The organism is Shewanella indica (assembly GCF_033842865.1).
Taxonomy (GTDB): Bacteria; Pseudomonadota; Gammaproteobacteria; order Enterobacterales; family Shewanellaceae; genus Shewanella; species Shewanella indica.
The window spans coordinates 1,469,199-1,490,000 of sequence record NZ_JAWXXR010000001.1; the positions used below are offsets into that span (position 1 = coordinate 1,469,199).

The 20,802-nt window shown below is 52.3% G+C and carries 16 protein-coding genes, 1 tRNA gene and 2 rRNA genes (1 of these 19 cut by a window edge); 7 read left to right on the forward strand and 12 right to left on the reverse strand.

The genetic code is table 11. From position 1 onward, the window contains the following. Positions 1-49: 49 nt before the first annotated feature. The gene (gene nfuA / locus SIL79_RS06845; protein WP_039035317.1) at positions 50-628 is read right to left on the reverse strand and encodes a Fe-S biogenesis protein NfuA; all 579 of its coding nucleotides are present in this window, start codon (positions 626-628) and stop codon (positions 50-52) included. A 195-nt stretch (positions 629-823) separates the two neighbouring features. Then, complete coding sequence (locus SIL79_RS06850; RefSeq protein ID WP_233962971.1) at positions 824-1,360, reverse strand: ComF family protein; 537 nt, start codon at positions 1,358-1,360, stop codon at positions 824-826. A 226-nt stretch (positions 1,361-1,586) separates the two neighbouring features. Between SIL79_RS06850 and bioH the strand changes: the two genes are divergently transcribed. Then, a complete protein-coding gene (bioH, locus tag SIL79_RS06855) occupies positions 1,587-2,366 on the forward strand; it encodes a pimeloyl-ACP methyl ester esterase BioH (protein WP_162207156.1) in 780 nt (259 codons plus the stop codon). A gap of 37 nt (positions 2,367-2,403) precedes the next feature. After that, a complete protein-coding gene (locus SIL79_RS06860; protein WP_039035314.1) occupies positions 2,404-2,904 on the forward strand; it encodes a hypothetical protein in 501 nt (166 codons plus the stop codon). On the opposite strand, the gene SIL79_RS06865 is transcribed toward SIL79_RS06860, so the two are convergent. After that, complete coding sequence (locus SIL79_RS06865) at positions 2,856-4,850, reverse strand: LTA synthase family protein (protein WP_162207159.1); 1,995 nt, start codon at positions 4,848-4,850, stop codon at positions 2,856-2,858. The two genes, SIL79_RS06860 and SIL79_RS06865, sit on opposite strands and share 49 nt — an antisense overlap. A gap of 338 nt (positions 4,851-5,188) precedes the next feature. Beyond that, the gene (locus SIL79_RS06870; RefSeq protein ID WP_144361626.1) at positions 5,189-7,531 is read right to left on the reverse strand and encodes a Tex family protein; all 2,343 of its coding nucleotides are present in this window, start codon (positions 7,529-7,531) and stop codon (positions 5,189-5,191) included. Positions 7,532-7,830: 299 nt separating this feature from the next. Here SIL79_RS06870 and SIL79_RS06875 point away from each other — a divergent pair, with 299 nt between their 5' ends. Then, a complete protein-coding gene (locus SIL79_RS06875; RefSeq protein WP_319619085.1) occupies positions 7,831-9,981 on the forward strand; it encodes a TonB-dependent receptor in 2,151 nt (716 codons plus the stop codon). A gap of 183 nt (positions 9,982-10,164) precedes the next feature. On the opposite strand, the gene gpsA is transcribed toward SIL79_RS06875, so the two are convergent. The 3 genes from gpsA to SIL79_RS06890 all read right to left on the reverse strand — a co-directional run bounded on the left by gpsA (position 10,165) and on the right by SIL79_RS06890 (position 12,314). Then, positions 10,165-11,181: an NAD(P)H-dependent glycerol-3-phosphate dehydrogenase gene (gene gpsA / locus SIL79_RS06880; RefSeq protein ID WP_039035311.1), complete on the reverse strand. Its 1,017-nt coding sequence runs from the start codon at positions 11,179-11,181 to the stop codon at positions 10,165-10,167. 7 nt (positions 11,182-11,188) lie between these two features. Continuing rightward, positions 11,189-11,674 (reverse strand): protein-export chaperone SecB, encoded by a 486-nt coding sequence (gene secB, locus SIL79_RS06885; protein ID WP_025010842.1) that lies wholly within the window; start codon positions 11,672-11,674, stop codon positions 11,189-11,191. A gap of 205 nt (positions 11,675-11,879) precedes the next feature. Then, positions 11,880-12,314 carry a rhodanese-like domain-containing protein gene (locus SIL79_RS06890; protein WP_319619086.1) on the reverse strand — a complete coding sequence of 145 codons (435 nt, stop codon included), beginning with the start codon at positions 12,312-12,314 and terminating at the stop codon, positions 11,880-11,882. A 228-nt stretch (positions 12,315-12,542) separates the two neighbouring features. Between SIL79_RS06890 and gpmM the strand changes: the two genes are divergently transcribed. The 4 genes from gpmM to SIL79_RS06910 are packed head-to-tail and all read left to right on the forward strand — an operon-like array spanning position 12,543 to position 17,233. Then, complete coding sequence (gpmM, locus tag SIL79_RS06895; RefSeq protein WP_039035309.1) at positions 12,543-14,084, forward strand: 2,3-bisphosphoglycerate-independent phosphoglycerate mutase; 1,542 nt, start codon at positions 12,543-12,545, stop codon at positions 14,082-14,084. A 10-nt stretch (positions 14,085-14,094) separates the two neighbouring features. Next, a complete protein-coding gene (locus SIL79_RS06900) occupies positions 14,095-15,231 on the forward strand; it encodes a murein hydrolase activator EnvC family protein (protein WP_039035308.1) in 1,137 nt (378 codons plus the stop codon). A 32-nt stretch (positions 15,232-15,263) separates the two neighbouring features. Further along, positions 15,264-16,469: a S41 family peptidase gene (locus tag SIL79_RS06905; RefSeq protein ID WP_071475748.1), complete on the forward strand. Its 1,206-nt coding sequence runs from the start codon at positions 15,264-15,266 to the stop codon at positions 16,467-16,469. A 14-nt stretch (positions 16,470-16,483) separates the two neighbouring features. After that, a complete protein-coding gene (locus tag SIL79_RS06910) occupies positions 16,484-17,233 on the forward strand; it encodes a divergent polysaccharide deacetylase family protein (RefSeq protein WP_162207157.1) in 750 nt (249 codons plus the stop codon). Here SIL79_RS06910 and SIL79_RS06915 read toward each other — a convergent pair whose 3' ends face one another. From SIL79_RS06915 to SIL79_RS06935, 5 genes are all read right to left on the reverse strand, one after another. Beyond that, on the reverse strand, positions 17,234-17,686 hold the full coding sequence (locus tag SIL79_RS06915) for an Rrf2 family transcriptional regulator (RefSeq protein WP_039035305.1): 453 nt from the start codon (positions 17,684-17,686) through the stop codon (positions 17,234-17,236). A gap of 9 nt (positions 17,687-17,695) precedes the next feature. Beyond that, positions 17,696-17,950, reverse strand: coding sequence for a YkgJ family cysteine cluster protein (locus SIL79_RS06920; protein WP_039035350.1), 255 nt, complete (start codon positions 17,948-17,950; stop codon positions 17,696-17,698). 241 nt (positions 17,951-18,191) lie between these two features. Then, a tRNA-Asp gene (locus tag SIL79_RS06925) sits at positions 18,192-18,268 on the reverse strand. A 37-nt stretch (positions 18,269-18,305) separates the two neighbouring features. After that, positions 18,306-18,421: ribosomal RNA gene (gene rrf / locus SIL79_RS06930) — 5S ribosomal RNA — on the reverse strand. Between the two features lie 179 nt (positions 18,422-18,600). After that, positions 18,601-20,802: ribosomal RNA gene (locus tag SIL79_RS06935) — 23S ribosomal RNA — on the reverse strand (it continues 690 nt past the right edge of the window).

Sequence of the window (20,802 nt, forward strand, 5' to 3'; positions counted from 1 at the left end):
AAAAGGACAGTTCAATACTGTCCTTTTCTTTGGTAGCCAAATACCAGAATTACTGGTAAGAATGGTCGCCATGTTGGTGATCAGTTACATCACGAACACCGGTTAATTCACCGGGGAAACGCTCCAACAGCTGAGTCTCAATACCGTCTTTCAGGGTCACATCGACCATGGAGCAACCGTTACAACCACCGCCAAACTGCAGTACCGCCACGCCGTCGTCCGTGATCTCCACCAACATGATGTGACCGCCGTGGCTGGCCAGCTGGGGATTAATCTCGGCCTGGATCATATACTCCAAGCGCTCGGTCAGTGAAGCATCATCAGACACTTTACGCATCTTGGCGTTGGGCGCTTTCAGAGTCAGTTGTGAGCCCAACTGATCGGCTACCAGGTCAATACTGGCTTCTTCCAGGAAAGGGGCGCTCTTTTCATCGACCATGGCCTTAAAGCCATTGAATTCCAACTCGATGTCGTCGGCTTCAACCGCATCCGGTGGGCAATATGAAACGCCACATTCGGCCTGAGGAGTCCCAGGGCTGATAACAAAGACCCGAATATGAGTGCCTTCCGGCTGACCATCCAGGAGTTTAACAAAGTGCGCCTGAGCTGCTTCGGAAATGGTAATCATGACAACCTGCTCCGTCAGGGTAAACCTGAGTAAATTAGTAAGAATTAGCGATATCATACTCCGACTGTCATGCGCTTTGTAGTCCCGAAAGCGATAGAGCTGAGTTTTTTGTTGTCGGGATCTCGATTTTATCTTCCACAATTTCAAGTCGAATCTTGATCTTTAGCTGGCATCATACTTACCACCTTTAGCCGCTCAGGAGCTATGACTCAATCCGGGCGCTTCTGCTCTGGCCAGGCACCACACCTGTATGTCCGGTGACCAGGGAGCCAGAGCCCTGGCAGCTTCCCGGATAGTGGTGCCTGTCGTCACCACATCATCCACCAACACCAATCGTTGCCACTGTAACTCTCCGCTCACGGCAAACGCCTTGGCCAGATTACGCCTGCGAGCCTTGCCACTTAGACCGGCCTGGGGTGCGGTATCTGCTACCCGCAGCAGCAAAGAGTCCACCAACGGCAACGCCAACTCTTGACTCAACATAGATGCAATCACCCAGGCCTGATTAAAGCCCCGCTGTTGCAACCTCGCCGGATGCAAAGGAACAGGCACCAAGACCTGGGGCCAACAGATAAGTCCGGCGGTCGCCAACGTCCTTACTCTGCAAGACAAGGCCCGAACCAATGCCGGCAGCGGGGCAAAATCCTGCTGGTATTTGACTCGGCCGACAAGTGGCCCCAATGCCGAGTGGTAGCTGGCCGGAGCCACCACAGGGATAGGATTGTGTTTCATACAAGAACCACAATAGCGACCAATAACAACCAACTCCCGACCACAGCCGAGGCAGATAGGTTGTCGGTAGCAACTGGCAGCAAGACAACAGGCACACAACCCCTGACTAGATGATGGGATCTGCTGATGACACAAGAGGCAACGGTTGGGTAAACTGGCGGCCAATAGGGCCCGGCATCCTGCCAATAGAGGGCTCCACATAACGAATCTTCCATGAGGTGTTTCAGTGAGTCTGCATATCGAAAGCCAGGGACAGGGACGGGATCTGATCTTGCTCCACGGTTGGGGCGTCAACAGTGCCGTTTTTCATCCCCTGCTGCCTGGCTTATCTCAGTATAGAGTCCACAGTGTCGACCTGCCGGGATTTGGTTTTAGCCAAACCATTGACGGGGAACTAGACGACTGGGTGGACGCCCTGGTGGCAGCTCTGCCCACACAGGCAGTATGGTTGGGCTGGTCGCTTGGTGGCTTGGTGGCCACCCGGGTAGCTCAGCGCTTTCCAGAGCGAGTTACCAGGCTTATCACAGTCGCCTCTTCTCCCTGCTTTATGGCCAGGAGCGATAACCAATGGCCTGGAATAGCACCTAATGTGCTGACTCAGTTTGCCGAACAACTGCAACAGGATCTGCAGCGAACCATAGAAAAGTTTCTGGCGATCCAAGCTATGGGCAGCGATAGCGCCCGCGACGATATTCGCACCATTCGCGAGCTGGTTCTGGCGCGGCCGCTACCCAATGAACAGGCTCTGACGCAAGGCTTGGAGATGTTGGCCAAGGTGGATCTACGCCCCGGACTGGAACGGCTCACCCTTCCCTGGCTCAGGGTTTGGGGAAGATTGGATGGGCTGGTGCCCAGAAGAGTCGCTAACCTATTGCCGGGTAACACATCAACCACAGATTTACTGCTGTCCAAGGCATCACACGCCCCCTTTATTTCCCATCCTCAGGAGTTTATTGAAGGGCTAAATAGCTGGCTAACAGAGAAAGACTTTAATTCCTTGCCCTAATTGACTATTATTTGGTCAGCAATGTAAGGAATGCCCTATGCAGCTCGTCTCACACTATCCACAGGTACCGATCGCGACCAGTAATCCCGCGACCGATGCCGCTCGGGTAGAGAGTCAGCAACGACCGCCGGTCATTCCGCCGCAGCAACCCAGTAAAGGCCATGAAGAAAGGGCCTTCAACCCGCAGCACGAACGCACGGCAGACTCGGCGCAGCAACAGGCCAGACTGGCCGACAGAGTCCAGGAGCGCCAACAACAATCCGGTCAACAACAGCAGCAAGAGCAAAAGCGGCGCCAAGGCAGTAAGCCTCTGCTGCTGAATCTACTCAGCAAGCCGGCTCTGGATCGCCGCGATATACGTAACCGTCAGTTTGAAGCTTCTACGTATCTCAAACCCACAGTTGTATTAAACAATGGGCCTCACCCCATGCCGAATGAAGCACCGCAGTTTTATCGCGAGCTGGGGCAGAGAATCGATACCTTCTACCATCAATGCACCGAGCCTATGCCTGCAGCCGGTATCTCTGCACTGGCTTGATCCATGGGCGGCAGCTTATACAAACCCTCCTGATACGCCATGCTACCCCATAGTGCCAACCCAAGCGCCGTGCGAGCCATTGATTCAGAGAGTGGCGCGGCGTGCAGTTGCTCCCTAACTGGATCGTAATCAAAGGTCGCAGGCGCTTTCTCCGGCTGCAATATAGTGACTTTGTTATCCTGCATATAAGCAAAGTTTTTGTTGTACTGCATCAAGGCCCTGCCCGGCCAGTTATCGGGCATCTTTGACAAATCTCTTCCCAACATGGGGTAGGTGGCATCGATGCCGGCCAAAGACAACAGCGTTGGCGGCAGATCTATCTGACTCACTACCCGCGGGTCCCGCTTAGCCGTTATCCCTTCACCCAATAATAAGCCGGGGATCCTGAATCTGGGCACTGGCACCAAAGACGCCCCGGAAACCCGACTGTCATGATCGGCCACCACCAGAAACAGGGTATCACGCCAATAGTCAGCCTCTTTCGCCAGTCGAAAAAACTCACCTATGGCGTAATCGGCATACTTGGCAGCATTGTTGCGGGTCTGTTTTGGCTGTTCATACAGTTCGATACGGCCATCAGGGAATTCAAAGGGATCATGATTGCTGGAGCTGAACACCAGGCTAAAGAAAGGTTTGCCCTCGGCATGAAGGCGCTTAAACTCTGAGTCGGCCTTGCGCATTAGATCTTCATCTGAAGCCCCCCAGGAGCCGACAAAGGCAGGTTTAGGATAGTCTTTCTGGTCGACTATGGTGCTAAAGCCATTGCCGAGAAAAAAGCTGCGCATATTGTCAAAATGGCTTTCACCACCGTAGATAAAGGAGGTGGAATACCCTTGAGTCTGCAGCAATGCAGCAAGACTGAAGAAACCACTTTGACTCTTGCCGAGTTTCACCACAGAACGCGCCGGCGTGGGGGTAAAACCAGTGGTCACCGCCTCTATGCCTCGAACTGAACGTGTACCCGTGGCATACAGACTCTCGAAATACCAGCCTTCATTGGCCAGGGCGTCCAGATTAGGTGTCAGTGGTAAGCCCCCCAAACTGCCAACGAAACGAGCACCCAGGCTCTCCTGCAATATGATGACTATATTCTTGGGTTTACCACGATAGCTGGCCTGGTTCTGACTCAAGCTGGGATACTGGTCTGATATAAAGTCAGCCGGCGCACGACCAGTCTCCTGGCGAATTATTTGATAGATCTCCTTTCTGTCCATATCGCCATAGATCCACGATGTGTCGGCCTCGTTATTCATTTGGCTGATAGCAAAAGCCAGCGAGTAACCTGAATTGACCACCAACGAGTTAACGAGTGGATCATCGGCGAAGGCCACCATGGCCGGATTCAAAGGTCTATGACCAAGAGTGGATCTGGCCCCCGCCAAGGACAAGACAATGATCAGCACACCAAGTACCGGACGCCAATACCACTTGGGGAAACGACAATTGCGACAGAGGTAACCTGAGAGTTTCCAACCGCTCCAAAGGATGGCTCCAGACAAAACCACGGAAAGGATCAACTCCAGCTTGCGGCCACTCCAAAGCATGGAAAGCACTTCTTTGGGGTAAATAAGATACTCAACATAGAGGCGATTTGGCCTGACACCATACTCTTCAATAAAAGAGGGTGTGGACAACTCCAAGAACAGCAAATACCAAAGCCCGAGAGTCAACCACAGACGCTGTATCCAAGACCAGCAACGTCCGAGCCAATGTTCGCCGCCAAACAAGGCTGTACCCAGTGCCACAACACCCCAGAGCCAACAAAGCATGGCCACATCTACCCGCAGCCCCTGCAACAACAGATGAGTCCAACCACCAACGGCTGCTACCCGTTCATATTGCCAAAGCCCCAGCCCAATTCGACTCAACATCAGGCATAACAGAGCCAATAAACTGAAAGTCAGTACACTACGAAACGGTCCAGTAAATTTAAAACGAGAAAACATCATTTCCAGGGTTCCTCACCACTCTTTTGCCTTGGCGTTTGTTAAAAAATTGACGATTTACCGCACGCCAACCCCCAGAAAGAGCCGATTTGCCGCGCAATTATGACAGAAAGGATAAGATAAAGTTTCATTAACATTTGTTTGTTATTGGCTATAGCACCAGAGGGTGAAGCCGTTCGCAAAAGATGGGGAAAAGTGTCAGAACTCATGGTTAGCGGGAAACGACATTATTGGTTCGAGTACTAGCAACAGAAAATCGCGTATAAAAAAATCCCCCGATAATTATCGAGGGATTCATCAACTGTCGGACTGTTAATAGGTATTCAACAACTTGTCGATCAGTTTTTCTTCAGCTTGGCAAAGGCATCGGCAAACGCATTGCCCATGGCGGCATTCACTGGCTGTGGCTTGGCGGCAGGACGTTGTTTGCCCTGACCAGATTTATTGCCCTTGGCCTGCGGCTTACCTGCTCTTTGTTGTGGCTTGCCTGGCTCAATCTTTTCGTCCAGGCGCATCGACAGTCCTATACGCTTACGCTCAATATCTACCTCCATGACCTTTACCTTGACCACATCACCGGCCTTAACCACGGTATGAGGATCGCTGACAAACTTGTCGGTCAATGAAGAGATGTGCACCAGTCCATCCTGATGCACGCCGATATCGACAAAGGCACCAAAGTTAGTGACATTGGTCACCACGCCTTCGAGGATCATCTCAGGTTTGAGGTCCTTTAGCGCCTCAACCCCATCTTTGAATTTGGCTGTCTTGAACTCGCCTCGGGGGTCACGTCCCGGCTTATCCAACTCTTTGAGGATATCCGTTACTGTCGGCAGACCGAATGCGTCTGTGATGAATTCGGCCGGATTGATACTGTTCAGCAGATCGCTGTTACCTATCAGTTCAGCAACCGGTTTACCCTTAAGCTTGGCGATATTTTCCACCAGCGAATAGGCTTCGGGGTGAACGGCCGATGCATCCAGCGGGTTACTGCCTTCACGGATCCGCAGGAAGCCGGCGGCCTGTTCGAAGGCCTTGGGCCCCAGACGTGGCACCTTGAGTAGTTCTTTACGGTCGTTGAAGCGGCCGTGTTCGTCGCGATATTCCACCAGATTTTTGGCTAAGGTGCGGTTAAGACCGGCCACCTGGCTCAGCAGCGGCATGGAAGCCATATTCACATCGACACCGACGCCGTTTACACAGTCTTCAACCACGGCTTCCAAAGAAGCCGACAGCTGACTTTGGCTGACATCATGTTGATACTGACCCACACCAATGGACTTAGGTTCAATCTTAACCAACTCCGCCAGCGGATCCTGCAGCCGTCTGGCGATGGACACGGCGCCGCGCAGTGAAACATCGAGATCAGGAAACTCATTGGCCGCCAACTCAGAGGCCGAATAGACAGAGGCTCCGGCTTCACTGACCATCACCTTAGTGATGCCGGGGTTGCTGTCTTTGACCATGGCAATCACTTCAGCGGCCAGCTTGTCGGTTTCACGGGAAGCCGTGCCGTTACCTATGGCGATCAGCTCCACCTTGTGCATATTGACCAGATTAGCCAGAGTGCGTATCGACTTGTCCCACTGGTTTTGCGGCGCATGAGGGAAGATAGTGGTATGGCCCACCAGCTTGCCTGTGTCGTTGACCACCGCCACCTTAACTCCGGTACGCAGCCCGGGATCCAGTCCCATGGTGGCCTTGGCTCCGGCGGGAGGCGCCATCAGTAAGTCGCCCAGGTTACGGGCAAAGACTTTAATCGCCTCGGTTTCCGCCGCTTCGCGCATTCTGGCGATAAACTCGGTTTCCATCTGCAGGGCGATTTTGATCCGCCAAGTGGCTGTGACAACCGTCTTCAGCCAGTTATCCAGAGCGCTGTCACTCAGCTTAAGACGCAAGTGCTCAGCGATAATCACCTCACAATAGCTCCCCGCTTTGGCTTCTGCCTCAGGGTCGGCATTCATCGACAGACTCAACACGCCTTCATTGCGGCCGCGCAGCATAGCCAGCGCCCGGTGAGAAGGCACAGAGCTGAGTTTTTCAGTGTGCTCAAAATAGTCGCGGAACTTAGCGCCTTCCTTCTCCTTGCCGGAGATCAGTCGGCTTTCAATGACAGCCGACTGTTGCAGGTGGTTACGCACCTTGGCCAGCAGCTCGGCATCTTCGGCGATCCGCTCCATCAGGATATAACGGGCACCATCCAACACCGCCTTGGCGTCGGTAAAACCGGCTTCCGGATTGAGATAGGCCTCGGCGGCCTGCTCAGGATCCATGGCGGCGCTGCCGGCGGCGGCATAGAGGGCATCGGCCAAGGGCTCAATACCGGCTTCAATAGCAATTTGGCCCTTGGTACGACGCTTGGGTTTATAGGGCAAGTACAGATCTTCGAGCCGGGTCTTGCTGTCGGCTTCATTGATGGCGTGCTTCAGCTCGGCGGTCAGTTTTCCCTGAGCATCAATCGAGGAGAGGATCACCTGACGCCGATCGTTAAGCTCCCGTAGATAACCTAGACGAGAGTGCAGGTTACGCAGCTGGGTATCATCCAGCCCCCCCGTCACCTCTTTGCGGTAGCGGGCAACAAAAGGCACTGTTGCACCTTCATCCAGCAAGCTGATGGTAGCAGCAACCTGCTGCTCACGAACATTCAGCTCCTGGGCAATAATCTGAGCAATATTATGCATAGTAAGGATCTGTTGGATTGACAAAATTCAGATGCGCCAACCATACCACAGGCAGCCTGAAAGTTTCATAGCCGGAGAGCGAGATTCCAGCCTTTAGTCAGCTAATCACATCCCAGGTTTAGCTCCTTGACACTCTTTACAAAAATTCATCACAGCTATGGACAGAGAAAACCAGCCTATTTTATACTCCTTAGCCGTTATGCAAATAACAATGATTTGTATTTATCAACTTGGCAAGGAGAGCCGGAAACCGCAAACCAATAAGCCGTCTTCCAAGATGGCAAACATTAGGAATAACGATGAAATTCACTCGCTCCCTCGTCGCTCTGTCAGTCCTTTCCGGGCTGGCTGCCCAGGCGGCTTACGCCAAAGAGCCCCAAATGGAAACCATGGTCATCACTTCCAGTCGGATGGAAAAACCACTCAGTGCCATCCCCAATACTGTGACCGTCATAGACCAGGAACAGCTCAAGCAACAGTTGGCCACCACCCGGGACTTGTCGACCATTTTGGGCAACCTGGCCCCCAGCTTCTCCCCCAGCCGCCAGAAAATGACCAATACCGGCGAAACCCTGCGTGGCCGCGCCCCACTCATCATGATAGATGGCGTGCCTCAGTCAAACCCTCTGCGCAGTGGTGGTCGTTCAGGCCAAACCATAGATCCCATGATGATAGAACGAATTGAAATTATCCATGGAGCCAACGCCATGCACGGCCTTGGTGCTCAGGGCGGCATCATCAACTACATCACCAAGAAACCCAGCGGCGACAACGAAAGTCGGGTAAGTTTTGATCTGTCCACCCCCACCAGCTTCGAGTCCGATAGCCTGAGCTTTGGTGCCAACTATGCCTTCTCCGGCCAAAGCGGTAACCTGGATATGCTGGGTTCAGTGGGATACCACAGCAATGGCGTTTACTATGATGCCAACGATGATGTCATAGGTGTCGACACCACCCAGGGCGAGTCGATGGACAGCCAGAGCAAGGACTTCTTCCTCAAGTTGGGCTATGAGTTCAGCGAGTCGCGACTGGAGCTGATGGTCAACCACTACGATATGGACAACAATGGTGACTGGATGCCGGTCAAAGGTAATGTCGCCACAGATACTCCAACGTCGGCGGTGAAACAGAAACAACCCTGGCAGGCTGCCAACAACAAGGTCACCACCAGCAGTCTCACCTATAAGCACCGCAACATCGCCGGGCAGCAGTTGGAGCTGCAACTGTTCAACCAGAACTTCAAGGGTGTCTATGGCGGTGGCTGTTTCGGCAGCTTCTATGATCCGGCCTTCGAAGGTGCTGCGAATCTGACGACCTGTGATACCGGCGCCAATGGCGAGCAGTACTTCTATGATCAGTCACGCAACAAGTCCAACAAGTGGGGCCTCAAGGCATCGATGATCGCTAATAATCTCGCCGACAGCGGTGTGGATCTGGCCTATGGGGTAGACCTTTTCAGCGATACCACAGAGCAGGATCTGGTACAGACCGGACGCTCCTGGGTACCCGAGACCCGTTACGACAATATCGCCCCCTATGCCCAGTTGAGCTTCTCACCTTTGGATGCCCTGACTATTTCCGGCGGCGTTCGTTATGAATATGCCAAACTCAAGGTCGATGATTTCCAAACCCTATGGGCCTCTGGCCACAAACAGGTTGCCGGTGGCGAACCGGATTTCAATGAAACCCTGTTCAATATAGGTGCCAGTTATAACTTCAGCTCAGCGCTGCGCCTCTATACCAGTTACAGCCAAGGTTTTGGTATGGCCGACATAGGACGAATTCTGCGTGACGGCAACAGCTTCCCGGATCAAAACCCCAGTGTGGAAGGCTCCTTGACGCTGGAGCCCGTGGTCACAGACAACTATGAACTGGGCTTGGACTATCAAGGCGAGTTGTTGGCAGCCAAGCTGGCCCTGTATCGCTCCGAGGCCAAACTGGGTGCCCGCTTGGCCCTGAATGAAGACGGCTTCTACAATGTGAAACGGGAAAAGAGCGTGATCCAGGGACTGGAAGCCAATGTCACGGCTTACCTGGGTAATGACGACGATCTGGGGCTGAACCTGGCGCTGCAACAAGGGGAGTATGACTCAAATAAAGATGGCAGCACAGACACAGATCTCGACGGCGCCAACATAGCACCCAATCGTCTCAACCTATTCTGGGAACACAGGTTCGATGCCGAGATGAGTGGGCGGATTCAGGCCAACTACTATATGGACCGTAGCTTCAAAAAGGCCAATGGTGAAGAGTACGCCGAGTTTGACGGCTATGTCACGGTTGATGCCTCCTTCTCTATGCCCTTATACCAAGGCACTTTGACATTGGGGCTACAGAATCTGCTGAATAAGGACTACTACAGTTACTACTCACAGACTATGGCTAACAACAATCGTTACTTCAAGGGCATGGGCCGTACTGTCAGCATAGGCTTCAGCTTGCCGTTTTGAGGAAACTTTCATCAGGGTTACTGTCGGTAGCCCTCATAAAAAGCCAGTTCAATAACTGGCTTTTGCTCATAATCGGGTACTGCGCCAGCAGCTTTGGGCTGCATGTTAAGTCGTGCTCGCTGGAAGCGAGAACCATAAAAAAAGGACGCTATTCTAGCATCCTTTTCCGGGATTGGAGATGACTCAGTCTGCCGAGGTTTCCGACTTTTTCTCTCTGGCCAGCAGTTCTTTGGCCGCATCAATAGGCGATTTGCCCTGATACAACACTTGATAGATCTGCTCGGTGATCGGCATCTCGACCCCCAAGCGCTTGGCCAGAGTGTAGACCTCTTTAGTGTTGCGGTAACCTTCAACCACCTGACCGATTTCAGCCTGGGCAGTATCGACATCACAACCTTTACCTAATGCCAAACCAAAGCGACGATTACGCGATTGGTTATCGGTACAGGTCAGCACCAGATCCCCAAGACCCGCCATTCCCATAAAGGTAGATGCATGAGCGCCCAAGGCTTCCCCCAGACGGCTCAACTCCACCAAACCACGGGTGATCAGGGCTGTACGGGCATTGGCACCAAAGCCTATACCGTCGGACATGCCGGCACCTATAGCGATGACATTCTTGACCGCGCCACCGAGCTGCAGGCCAATAAAATCGTCATTGGCATACACTCTCAGACGTTTGGGGCTGTGCAGCAGTTCCACCAGATCCTCGGTAAACTCGGCATCAGTACCGGCCACTGAGATGGCGGTTGGTAAACCTGCCGCCAGCTCTTTGGCAAAAGTCGGTCCGGACAATACCGCCAGCGGATATTTCTCCCCCAGCACATCGCGGGCAACATCCTGCAACAGGCGGCCACTTTCCGGCTCCAGCCCCTTGGTAGCCCAAATGATGCGGGCATCATCACGCAGCAGAGGCTTGGCCTGAGCCAGCACTTCGGCGAAGACATGACTTGGCACCACCACCAGAATATTTCGCGACGCCGCCAATGCTTTGGCCAGATCGGCCTCCATCACCAGGGAGTCGGGAAAGGCTATTCCGGGAAGAAAGGCTTGGTTACTGCGCTCGGCAGCGAGTTTAGCCACATGCTCGGGTTCATGCCCCCACAACAGGGTACTGTGTCCATTGCTGGCCAAAGAAATGGCAAGGGCGGTGCCATAAGAGCCCGCCCCCAATACCGTTATTTCGGCAGTGTCTTTCATCGGCTGATTACGCGTTTGCTTCTTCGGCCGGAGCTTGCTCGGCGGCGGCTTGACGCTGCTGCACATACTGAGCGAACAAGGCGTCGAAGTTCACAGGTGCCAGGTTCAGCTGTGGGAAAGTACCACGGGATACCAGGCTGGCCACGGTTTCACGGGCATAAGGGAACAGGATATTAGGGCAGTAAGCGCCCAGAGAATGAGCCAGTTGAGGATCGCTCAGACCTGAAATAGAGAAGATACCGGCTTGTTGTACTTCACACAAGAAAGCTGTTTCTTCACCATTTTTGGCGGTCACAGTCAGTGACAGTACTACTTCAAAAACGTCGTCGGCCAACTTGGCGCTACGGGTATCCAGATCCAGCTTAACTTCAGGATTCCACTCTTTCTGGAATACCGCTGGGCTGTTAGGAGTTTCGAAAGAAACGTCCTTGATATACACACGTTGAATGTTGAACTGTGGGGCTTGTTGTTCGTTGTTTGCTACTTCAGCCATAATTCCTACCTATCCATTTAGTCTCGGCTTGCAATGAGCCGGTGTTTAGGGTGTATGTTACTCGGGTCGATTGCGACTCCCAGTCATCATCCCTGCTATTCATCTGTTCAGCGCCGGAACAGAACTCAGGATGCCGGTTGCCACTTCAATATGGCCACTCTACTAACAGAGCGGCGCCAAATGCAATGACAACCGCCGACACTCATTATCTTTTGCTTTTGGATACAGGCATATTTGCTGCCTGCCAATCACCCATACCACCTTTGAGGTTAAAGACTTTTTCAAAGCCTTGCTTAACCAAAATCTGAGCCGCTTGAGATGAGGTCATGCCAGCGTTGCATACCAGTATAATGGGTGTGGTTTTGTACTTTTCAAGGTTGGTAGTCTGATTATTTTTGATATCGGCCATAGGCACATTCAAAGCATTGAGAATGTGTCCCTTGCGAAAATCGTCCTTGGCTCGCACATCGACCACCTTGGCGTCTTCCTTATTCATCAAGAAAATCGCCTGCTGATGATCTACGCTTTTAACCTTGGAAAAACCGGATTTGAACAGGGTTACAATCACGGCGATAAACAACCCCGCCCAGGCCAGGCTCAGCATGGGGTGGGCTTTAATAAACTCTATATATTCCTGCATTTTTTACTGCCTGTTATCTATTGGGCCATTTAGGACAAGCGCAGAGTATACCCAGAGGCCAGGCAGATTGCAGCTGTTTCGCCGCAGTTTTGCCCCTTGAGTCGGCGTTAAATCGCGACCCTTCCAATTGTCGCAATCGGGGTAAATGGCTTTTGCCCCCAGGGCAGACGTAGTAATATTTAACCAATTTCAGATTTGACCGATTCTTTCAACTTTACAGGTATCAACATGAACACAAGCAAACGTCCTTTGGCACTGCTTATTCTGGACGGCTGGGGTTATCGTGAAGGCACGCATATGAATGCCGTACATCATGCCAACACTCCGGTTCTCGACAGACTCAACGCCGAATACGCCCACAGTTTGATTTCCGGCTCAGGTAAAGATGTAGGTTTGCCTGACGGGCAGATGGGTAACTCTGAAGTGGGTCATATCAATATTGGTTCCGGCCGTATCGTTTATCAGGAACTGACCCGCATCAGCAAGGCCATTGAAGATGGCGAATTTGAGCAAACTCAAGCACTGATCGAGGCTGTCGACGCCGCCATCAAAACAGACGGCGCAGTGCACATCATGGGGTTGTTATCACCCGGCGGTGTTCACAGCCATGAAGATCATCTTGAAGCCATGTGCCGCATGGCCGTCAAACGTGGTGCCAAGCAGGTTTACCTGCACGCCTTCCTCGATGGGCGCGATACCCCGCCACGCAGTGCTAAAGCCAGTCTGGAACACTTCGACAAGCTGTTTGCCGAATTAGGCCGAGGTCGCATAGCCTCCATCGTTGGCCGCTACTACGCCATGGACAGGGACAATCGCTGGGACCGAGTCTCCCAAGCCTACGATCTGATCACTCAAGGTGAGGGTAACTACAGTGCCGACTCTGCCGTAACCGCATTGGAAGCTGCCTACGGCCGCGATGAAAACGATGAGTTTGTTGCCGCAACAGCGATTCTGGATCAAGGTAAGGCCACAAAGCTGCACGATGGCGATGCGCTAATTTTCATGAACTTCCGTGCCGACCGCGCCAGACAGATCACCCGCGCCTTCGTCAATCCGGACTTCAATGGTTTTGAACGCGCAGTGACGCCCAAGGTCAACTTTGTCATGCTCACAGAGTATGCCGCCGATATCAAGGCTCCGGTAGCCTTCCCATCGGAAGACCTGGTCAACACCCTGGGCGAGGTACTGCAGAATCGCGGTCTGACCCAGCTGCGTATTTCTGAAACCGAGAAATATGCCCACGTAACCTTCTTCTTCAACGGCGGCAAAGAACAACCATTCGAGGGTGAAGACCGTATTCTGATCAACTCGCCCAAAGTCGCCACCTACGACTTGCAACCCGAGATGAGTTCGACAGAACTGACAGATAAGTTAGTTGAAGCTATTGAATCAACTAAATATGATGTCATTATCTGTAACTATCCCAACGGTGACATGGTTGGCCATACCGGCAAGTTTGATGCTGCGGTCAAGGCTTGCGAAGCTGTAGATGCCTGCATAGGCCGAGTAGTGGACGCACTGGCCAAGGTAGATGGTGAGTGCATCATCACTGCCGACCATGGCAATGCCGAGCAGATGGTGGACGAAACCACGGGCCAGGCTCATACCGCCCACACCAGTGAGCTGGTGCCCTTTATCTATGTCGGCCGCAAGGCCACAATCGATGAAGGTGGCCGCCTGAGTGATATCGCCCCAACCATGCTGACACTAATGGGACAGAGCATTCCTGACGAAATGACAGGGCGTCCGTTAATCCATACAAAAGAGTAACACTGACCCGGTGCAGAAGCGTATTTTAGCCAAAGCCAGCATACTTGCTGGCTTTCTCGTGTTTTCCTCTCAGCTGCAGGCATCCGATCTGGAGCGGCGTCAGTCCGAGTTAAAGGCACTGCAATCCCAGATCACCGCTCAGCAAAATGCCCTGAGAGACACAGGCAAACAACGGGAAAAACTGCTGCAACTGCTGAAAAAAGACGAACAGGCTATTGCCGATGCCGCCCGTAAGGTCAACCACACAGAAAATGCCCTCCGCGATACCGAAAAACGCCTTGCAGACCTGAAACAAAGAGCCGTACAACTGGACAAGCTCAAAGAAAGCCAACAGCAAACCCTGGCCAAGCAACTGACCAGCGCCTATCTCGCCGGAAATCATGACTACAGCAAGATGCTGCTCAACCAGCAAGACCCGGCCACCATAGAACGAATGCTGGCTTACTATGAATACCTCAACAAGGCCAGAATGCAGGCCATAGAACAACTGAAACAGACCCGTCAGGAATTATCGGCAGTACAGCAGAGCGAGCAGCAGGAACGCAATAGACTCAACCAGCTGGTACTGGATCAGAAGGCTCAATCCAAACGCCTCAATCAAGAACAGGATCAACGACAGCAAACACTGAAGGAACTGCAACGCACCATCAGTAGTAAGGCCTCGGAGCTGGAGCAACTGCAGATAGAAGAAGCCTCACTGAAGCGGGTTGTCGAGCAAGCTCTGGCCGCTATGCGCGATAGCCCCAGCATGGAAGGGTTGGCCAAGTCCCGTGGCGCCCTCAACTGGCCCACCAAGGGCAGGATCAAAAACAGCTTTGGCAGTCAGCGCTCCGGCAGTGTGCGCTGGAAAGGTGTCATGCTGTCTGCTCCAGAGGGCCAGTCTGTCAGTGCCGTAGCCGCAGGTAAGGTGATCTATGCCGATTGGCTGCGCGGTTTTGGTATGGTGCTGGTTGTCGACCACGGCAAAGGTTATATGAGCCTTTATGGCCACGCCCAGACATTGCTGAAAGATGCAGGCGATTCAGTCAAGGCCGGCGAAGCCGTGGCACTGGTAGGACGTTCCGGAGGACAAACCGAGCCTGGCCTATACTTTGAAATAAGGCATAAGGGGCAAGCTGTCGACCCGGCAAATTACTGTCGGCGCTAATCATCAGCCCCCGGTACTTCAAAGGGGGCAACATGGGCAACTCTATTCGCAACCTGCTGTATATCGGCTTGGGTATCATCATGGGAGTCTCTCTCAGCCTGGCCAGCCACGAAAACTTTCCCAAACCCAGTCACACCCACGAGCTTTCATTATTGCTGGATGTGATGGATACAGTGGAAACCTACTACGTCAGGGATATCAGCCGCAAAGAGCTTGTCGATGCCGCCATTGAAGGCATATTCCAACATCTCGACCCTTATTCCGGCTTTCTGAAACCGGAGCAGATGAGCAGCCTCAGAGACAGCAACCGTGGGGAATACTTCGGCTACGGCTTTGAAGTGTCCACCGAAGGGGAAAAGCTCAGAATTATCGCGCCTTTTCCCGGTTCTCCGGCCGAACAAGCCGGGATCATGGCCGGCGATATTGTTACTGCCGTCAATGGTGAGAGTATTGCCAAGCAGTCTCTGGAAGAGGTGCTTAGCCAAATAAAGCAATTCAGCAGCAGCAACCGTGAGTTATCACTACAGCTGCATCATGCTCACTCGGATGTCAGCTTTGAAGTCAGCCTCAAACCGGCCACTATCAGCATCCACTCTGTGCTTGGGAAAATGCTCACTAACGACATTGGCTATATTCGCCTGGCAAGTTTTCAGGAAGATTCGACCCGCGACATGGTCCACCAGTTGAGCGAGTGGCAACAGCAGTCACTAAATGGTTTGATTCTGGATTTACGCAACAATCCCGGAGGCTTGCTGGATCAGGCGATTCGGATAGCGGATCTATTTCTGGATAAGGGCCGCATAGTCGCTACCGAAGGACGCTTTTTCGATGCCAACTCAGATTACTATGCATCTCCGCAAACCATGCTGGCCGGCGTGCCCATATTAGTACTGATCAATCGCGGTTCAGCTTCAGCATCCGAAGTACTGGCCGCAGCGCTGCAGGAGAACAACCGTGCCAAGGTGATAGGTGAAACCAGCTTCGGTAAAGGCACAGTACAAAGCCTGATCCCAACACTTATCGATGGTAATACCATCAAGCTGACCATAGCCCGATATACCACACCCAAGGGCCAGGATATTAACGCCAAAGGGGTGGAACCCGATATAAAAATCGCACCCAATACTGTTTCCGATAACAAAACTGTGCCTATAATCGACCTCATATCTCCCCATGCAGATACCGCCAGCGATAGAGCCATCAACTCGGCGGTGGCATGGATACAATCAAATAAATAAAATTAATATAAAACGTGCGCTATTGTTTCTACTTACTACTGCTGGTCGTAAGTTGCTCTCCCGCGTGGGGAGCCAGACTGGCAATCGTCATCGATGATATTGGCTACCGCCATACAGATGAGGCCGCCCTGTCCTTGCCTTCAGCCGTGACCTTGTCTGTATTGCCACATACCCCACTCGGGCAACAACTGGCTCGCCAGGCTCACAGCAAGGGCCACGAAATCATGGTGCACCTCCCTATGCAGGCGCTTAACGGCAAGGCCATGGGGCCTGGTGGACTCAACAACCAGATGTCAGAAACCGAGTTTAAAGCAACTCTCAAACAAGCCTTGCAGAGTGTGCCCTTTGCCAGGGGAAGTAACAACCATATGGGGAGTTTGTTGACTCAACTCGAGCAACCTATGGGCTGGTTAATGGAAGTATTGCTACAGGAAGATCACTTCTTTATTGACAGTGTTACTACCCGCTACACTAAAGCTGGCGAGAAGGCCGATGCCTTGGGTGTTCCGCTGCTGAGACGTCAGGTATTCTTGGATAATCAACTAACCGAACAGGCTTTCGAAAGACAGTTGGACTTGGCAATAGCCAAGGCCCAAAGCGAAGGTGAAGCCTTGATGATAGCTCACCCTTACCCAGAGAGTATGCAATTCCTCAAGAAGAGACTGCCAGAGCTGGCAAAGATAGGAGTCACTCTGGTGCCTGTATCTAACTTACTGCCAATCTCTTTGGCCCAGAAGCAGAATACCAGCGGTGAAAAACTCTAATCAGAGTTGTAATACAGGGATTTCCAGATCCGGCAGCAAGGCTCGCAGCTCCTGTTGGTTACTGACAATGTCTGCCAGGGTATAACGGTCGAGCACAGCCAGATAGGCATCCACAGCTTGAGCCAAGACCCCTTTCAACTGACAAGCAGGAGTCAGCCGACAATAAGGCTTGCTGCAATCAATAGGCGCCAGTGAATTTTCCAGTGCCCGCACCAGCTCGCCGACATTGATCAGCTCCGGAGTCATCCCCAAACGAAAACCACCGCTCTTGCCGCGTATTGTTTGCAAATATCCCAGCTTACCCAGGTGATGTACTATCTTGGAGACATGATTAGGTGAAAGATCAAAAACCTCTGTGATCTCTGCGATTCGAAATAAAGTCTCACGCTCCGGTTGAATTGCCAGATACATAAGAGTTCTTATTCCAAAATCTGTATAACGCGTTAACTGCATCTTTCACCTTCAGAAAGAGGTTTCCACCTCTAAAGAGCCTATCAGCCAGAGCGCCTCTTCGTTGCTGTTACCACATACATCTACCGATGCGGAGAAATCACTACACACATCGGGACGTTCAGGGGAACCAAAGAGGCGACATAGATTGTTGTCATCAAGTTGCACACAACGAACCCCTGCAGGTTTACCTTGCGGCATCCCAGGAATGGCACTGCTGATGGAGGGTGCAATACAACAGGCACCGCAACCGATACGACAATCCACAATCATCACCTGTAATAGAATATGACTATTATAACGACAAAAAAATTTCGGTTAAGTACCCAAGTCACAGACTCAAACGAATCCTACAGCCAAAGCGAATATAACGATAGCACTTATGCATTCTCAATCGTCAACCTCAAGAACCGGGATATTCCTGACCTATAAGGATGACTCTGTAAATTTGCAGAAAAGAATCAAAACGAAAAAAGCCTCATCTTTCGATGAGGCTTTCTCTTTAAGTTGGCGGAGCGGACGGGACTCGAACCCGCGACCCCCGGCGTGACAGGCCGGTATTCTAACCAACTGAACTACCGCTCCTTTAGTATCACGCCTTGGCGCACTACTAAAATTGGGCGTCTGGCGATGACCTACTCTCACATGGGGAGACCCCACACTACCATCGGCGCGATTGCGTTTCACTTCTGAGTTCGGGATGGGATCAGGTGGGACCACAATGCTATTGTCACCAGACATAAAATTGTACGGAACAAATTTTAAACGCGCTTTAGCGCGGCCCGTTAGGGTCAAATACAGGGATGTATTTGATAAATTCATTCCTAAATTCAGAAAGCTGTGCTCTTTTCAGAGCTTGAGTTTAAACTTCAATCAAGTATCGACTTCTTCAAGTCCGTAAAACCCATCTGGGTTGTATGGTTAAGCCTCTCGAGTCATTAGTACAGGTTAGCTCAACGCCTCGCAACGCTTACACACCCTGCCTATCAACGTCCTGGTCTCGAACGGCTCTTTAGAGGTCTCTAGGACCTAGGGATGACTCATCTTGGGGCTCGCTTCCCGCTTAGATGCTTTCAGCGGTTATCGATTCCGAACGTAGCTACCGGGCAATGCCATTGGCATGACAACCCGAACACCAGCGGTTCGTCCACTCCGGTCCTCTCGTACTAGGAGCAGCTCCCCTCAATCATCCAACGCCCACGGCAGATAGGGACCGAACTGTCTCACGACGTTCTGAACCCAGCTCGCGTACCACTTTAAATGGCGAACAGCCATACCCTTGGGACCGACTTCAGCCCCAGGATGTGATGAGCCGACATCGAGGTGCCAAACACCGCCGTCGATATGAACTCTTGGGCGGTATCAGCCTGTTATCCCCGGAGTACCTTTTATCCGTTGAGCGATGGCCCTTCCATTCAGAACCACCGGATCACTATGACCTGCTTTCGCATCTGCTCGACGTGTCTGTCTCGCAGTTAAGCTGGCTTATGCCATTGCACTAACCGTACGATGTCCGACCGTACTTAGCCAACCTTCGTGCTCCTCCGTTACTCTTTGGGAGGAGACCGCCCCAGTCAAACTACCCACCAGGCACTGTCCCTAATCCCGATAAGGGACCAAGGTTAGAACATCAACACTACAAGGGTGGTATTTCAAGGTTGACTCCACAAGAACTGGCGTTCTCGCTTCTAAGTCTCCCACCTATCCTACACATGTAGGGTCAATGTTCAGTGCCAAGCTATAGTAAAGGTTCACGGGGTCTTTCCGTCTAGCCGCGGGTATACGGCATCTTCACCGCAATTTCAACTTCACTGAGTCTCGGCTGGAGACAGCGTGGCCATCATTACGCCATTCGTGCAGGTCGGAACTTACCCGACAAGGAATTTCGCTACCTTAGGACCGTTATAGTTACGGCCGCCGTTTACCGGGGCTTCGATCATGAGCTTCTCCGAAGATAACCCAATCAATTAACCTTCCGGCACCGGGCAGGCGTCACACCGTATACGTCATCTTGCGATTTTGCACAGTGCTGTGTTTTTGATAAACAGTTGCAGCCACCTGGTATCTGCGACTGCCAGCAGCTTACGACGCGAGGTCTTCACCGCCGGCAGCGTACCTTCTCCCGAAGTTACGGTACCATTTTGCCTAGTTCCTTCAGCCGAGTTCTCTCAAGCGCCTTGGTATTCTCTACCCGACCACCTGTGTCGGTTTGGGGTACGATTTCTACTAACCTGAAGCTTAGAAGATTTTCCTGGAAGCATGGCATCAACCACTTCATCCCCTTGGGGACTCGTCATCAGCTCTCAGTGTATGTGTGCCCGGATTTGCCTAAGCACACCACCTACTACCTTAAACGCGGACAACCAACGCCGCGCTGGCCTAGCCTTCTCCGTCTCTCCATCGCAGTTAGCAGAAGTACGGGAATATTAACCCGTTTCCCATCGACTACGCCTTTCAGCCTCGCCTTAGGGGTCGACTCACCCTGCCCCGATTAACGTTGGACAGGAACCCTTGGTCTTTCGGCGAGGGGGTTTTTCACCCCCTTTATCGTTACTCATGTCAGCATTCGCACTTCTGATACCTCCAGCGTGGGTTACCCCTTCGCCTTCAACGGCTTACAGAACGCTCCTCTACCGCACTGATGCAAGCATCAGTACCCGTAGCTTCGGTGAATTGCTTAGCCCCGTTACATCTTCCGCGCAGGCCGACTCGACTAGTGAGCTATTACGCTTTCTTTAAATGATGGCTGCTTCTAAGCCAACATCCTAGCTGTCTAAGCCTTCCCACATCGTTTCCCACTTAGCAATTACTTTGGGACCTTAGCTGACGGTCTGGGTTGTTTCCCTTTTGACGACGGACGTTAGCACCCGCCGTCTGTCTCCCGGATAGCACTCTTTGGTATTCGGAGTTTGCAAAGGGTTGGTAAGTCGGGATGACCCCCTAGCCTTAACAGTGCTCTACCCCCAAAGGTGTTCGTCCGAGGCGCTACCTAAATAGCTTTCGAGGAGAACCAGATATCTCCCGGTTTGATTGGCCTTTCACCCCCAGCCACAAGTCATCCGCTAATTTTTCAACATTAGTCGGTTCGGTCCTCCAGTTGATGTTACTCAACCTTCAAC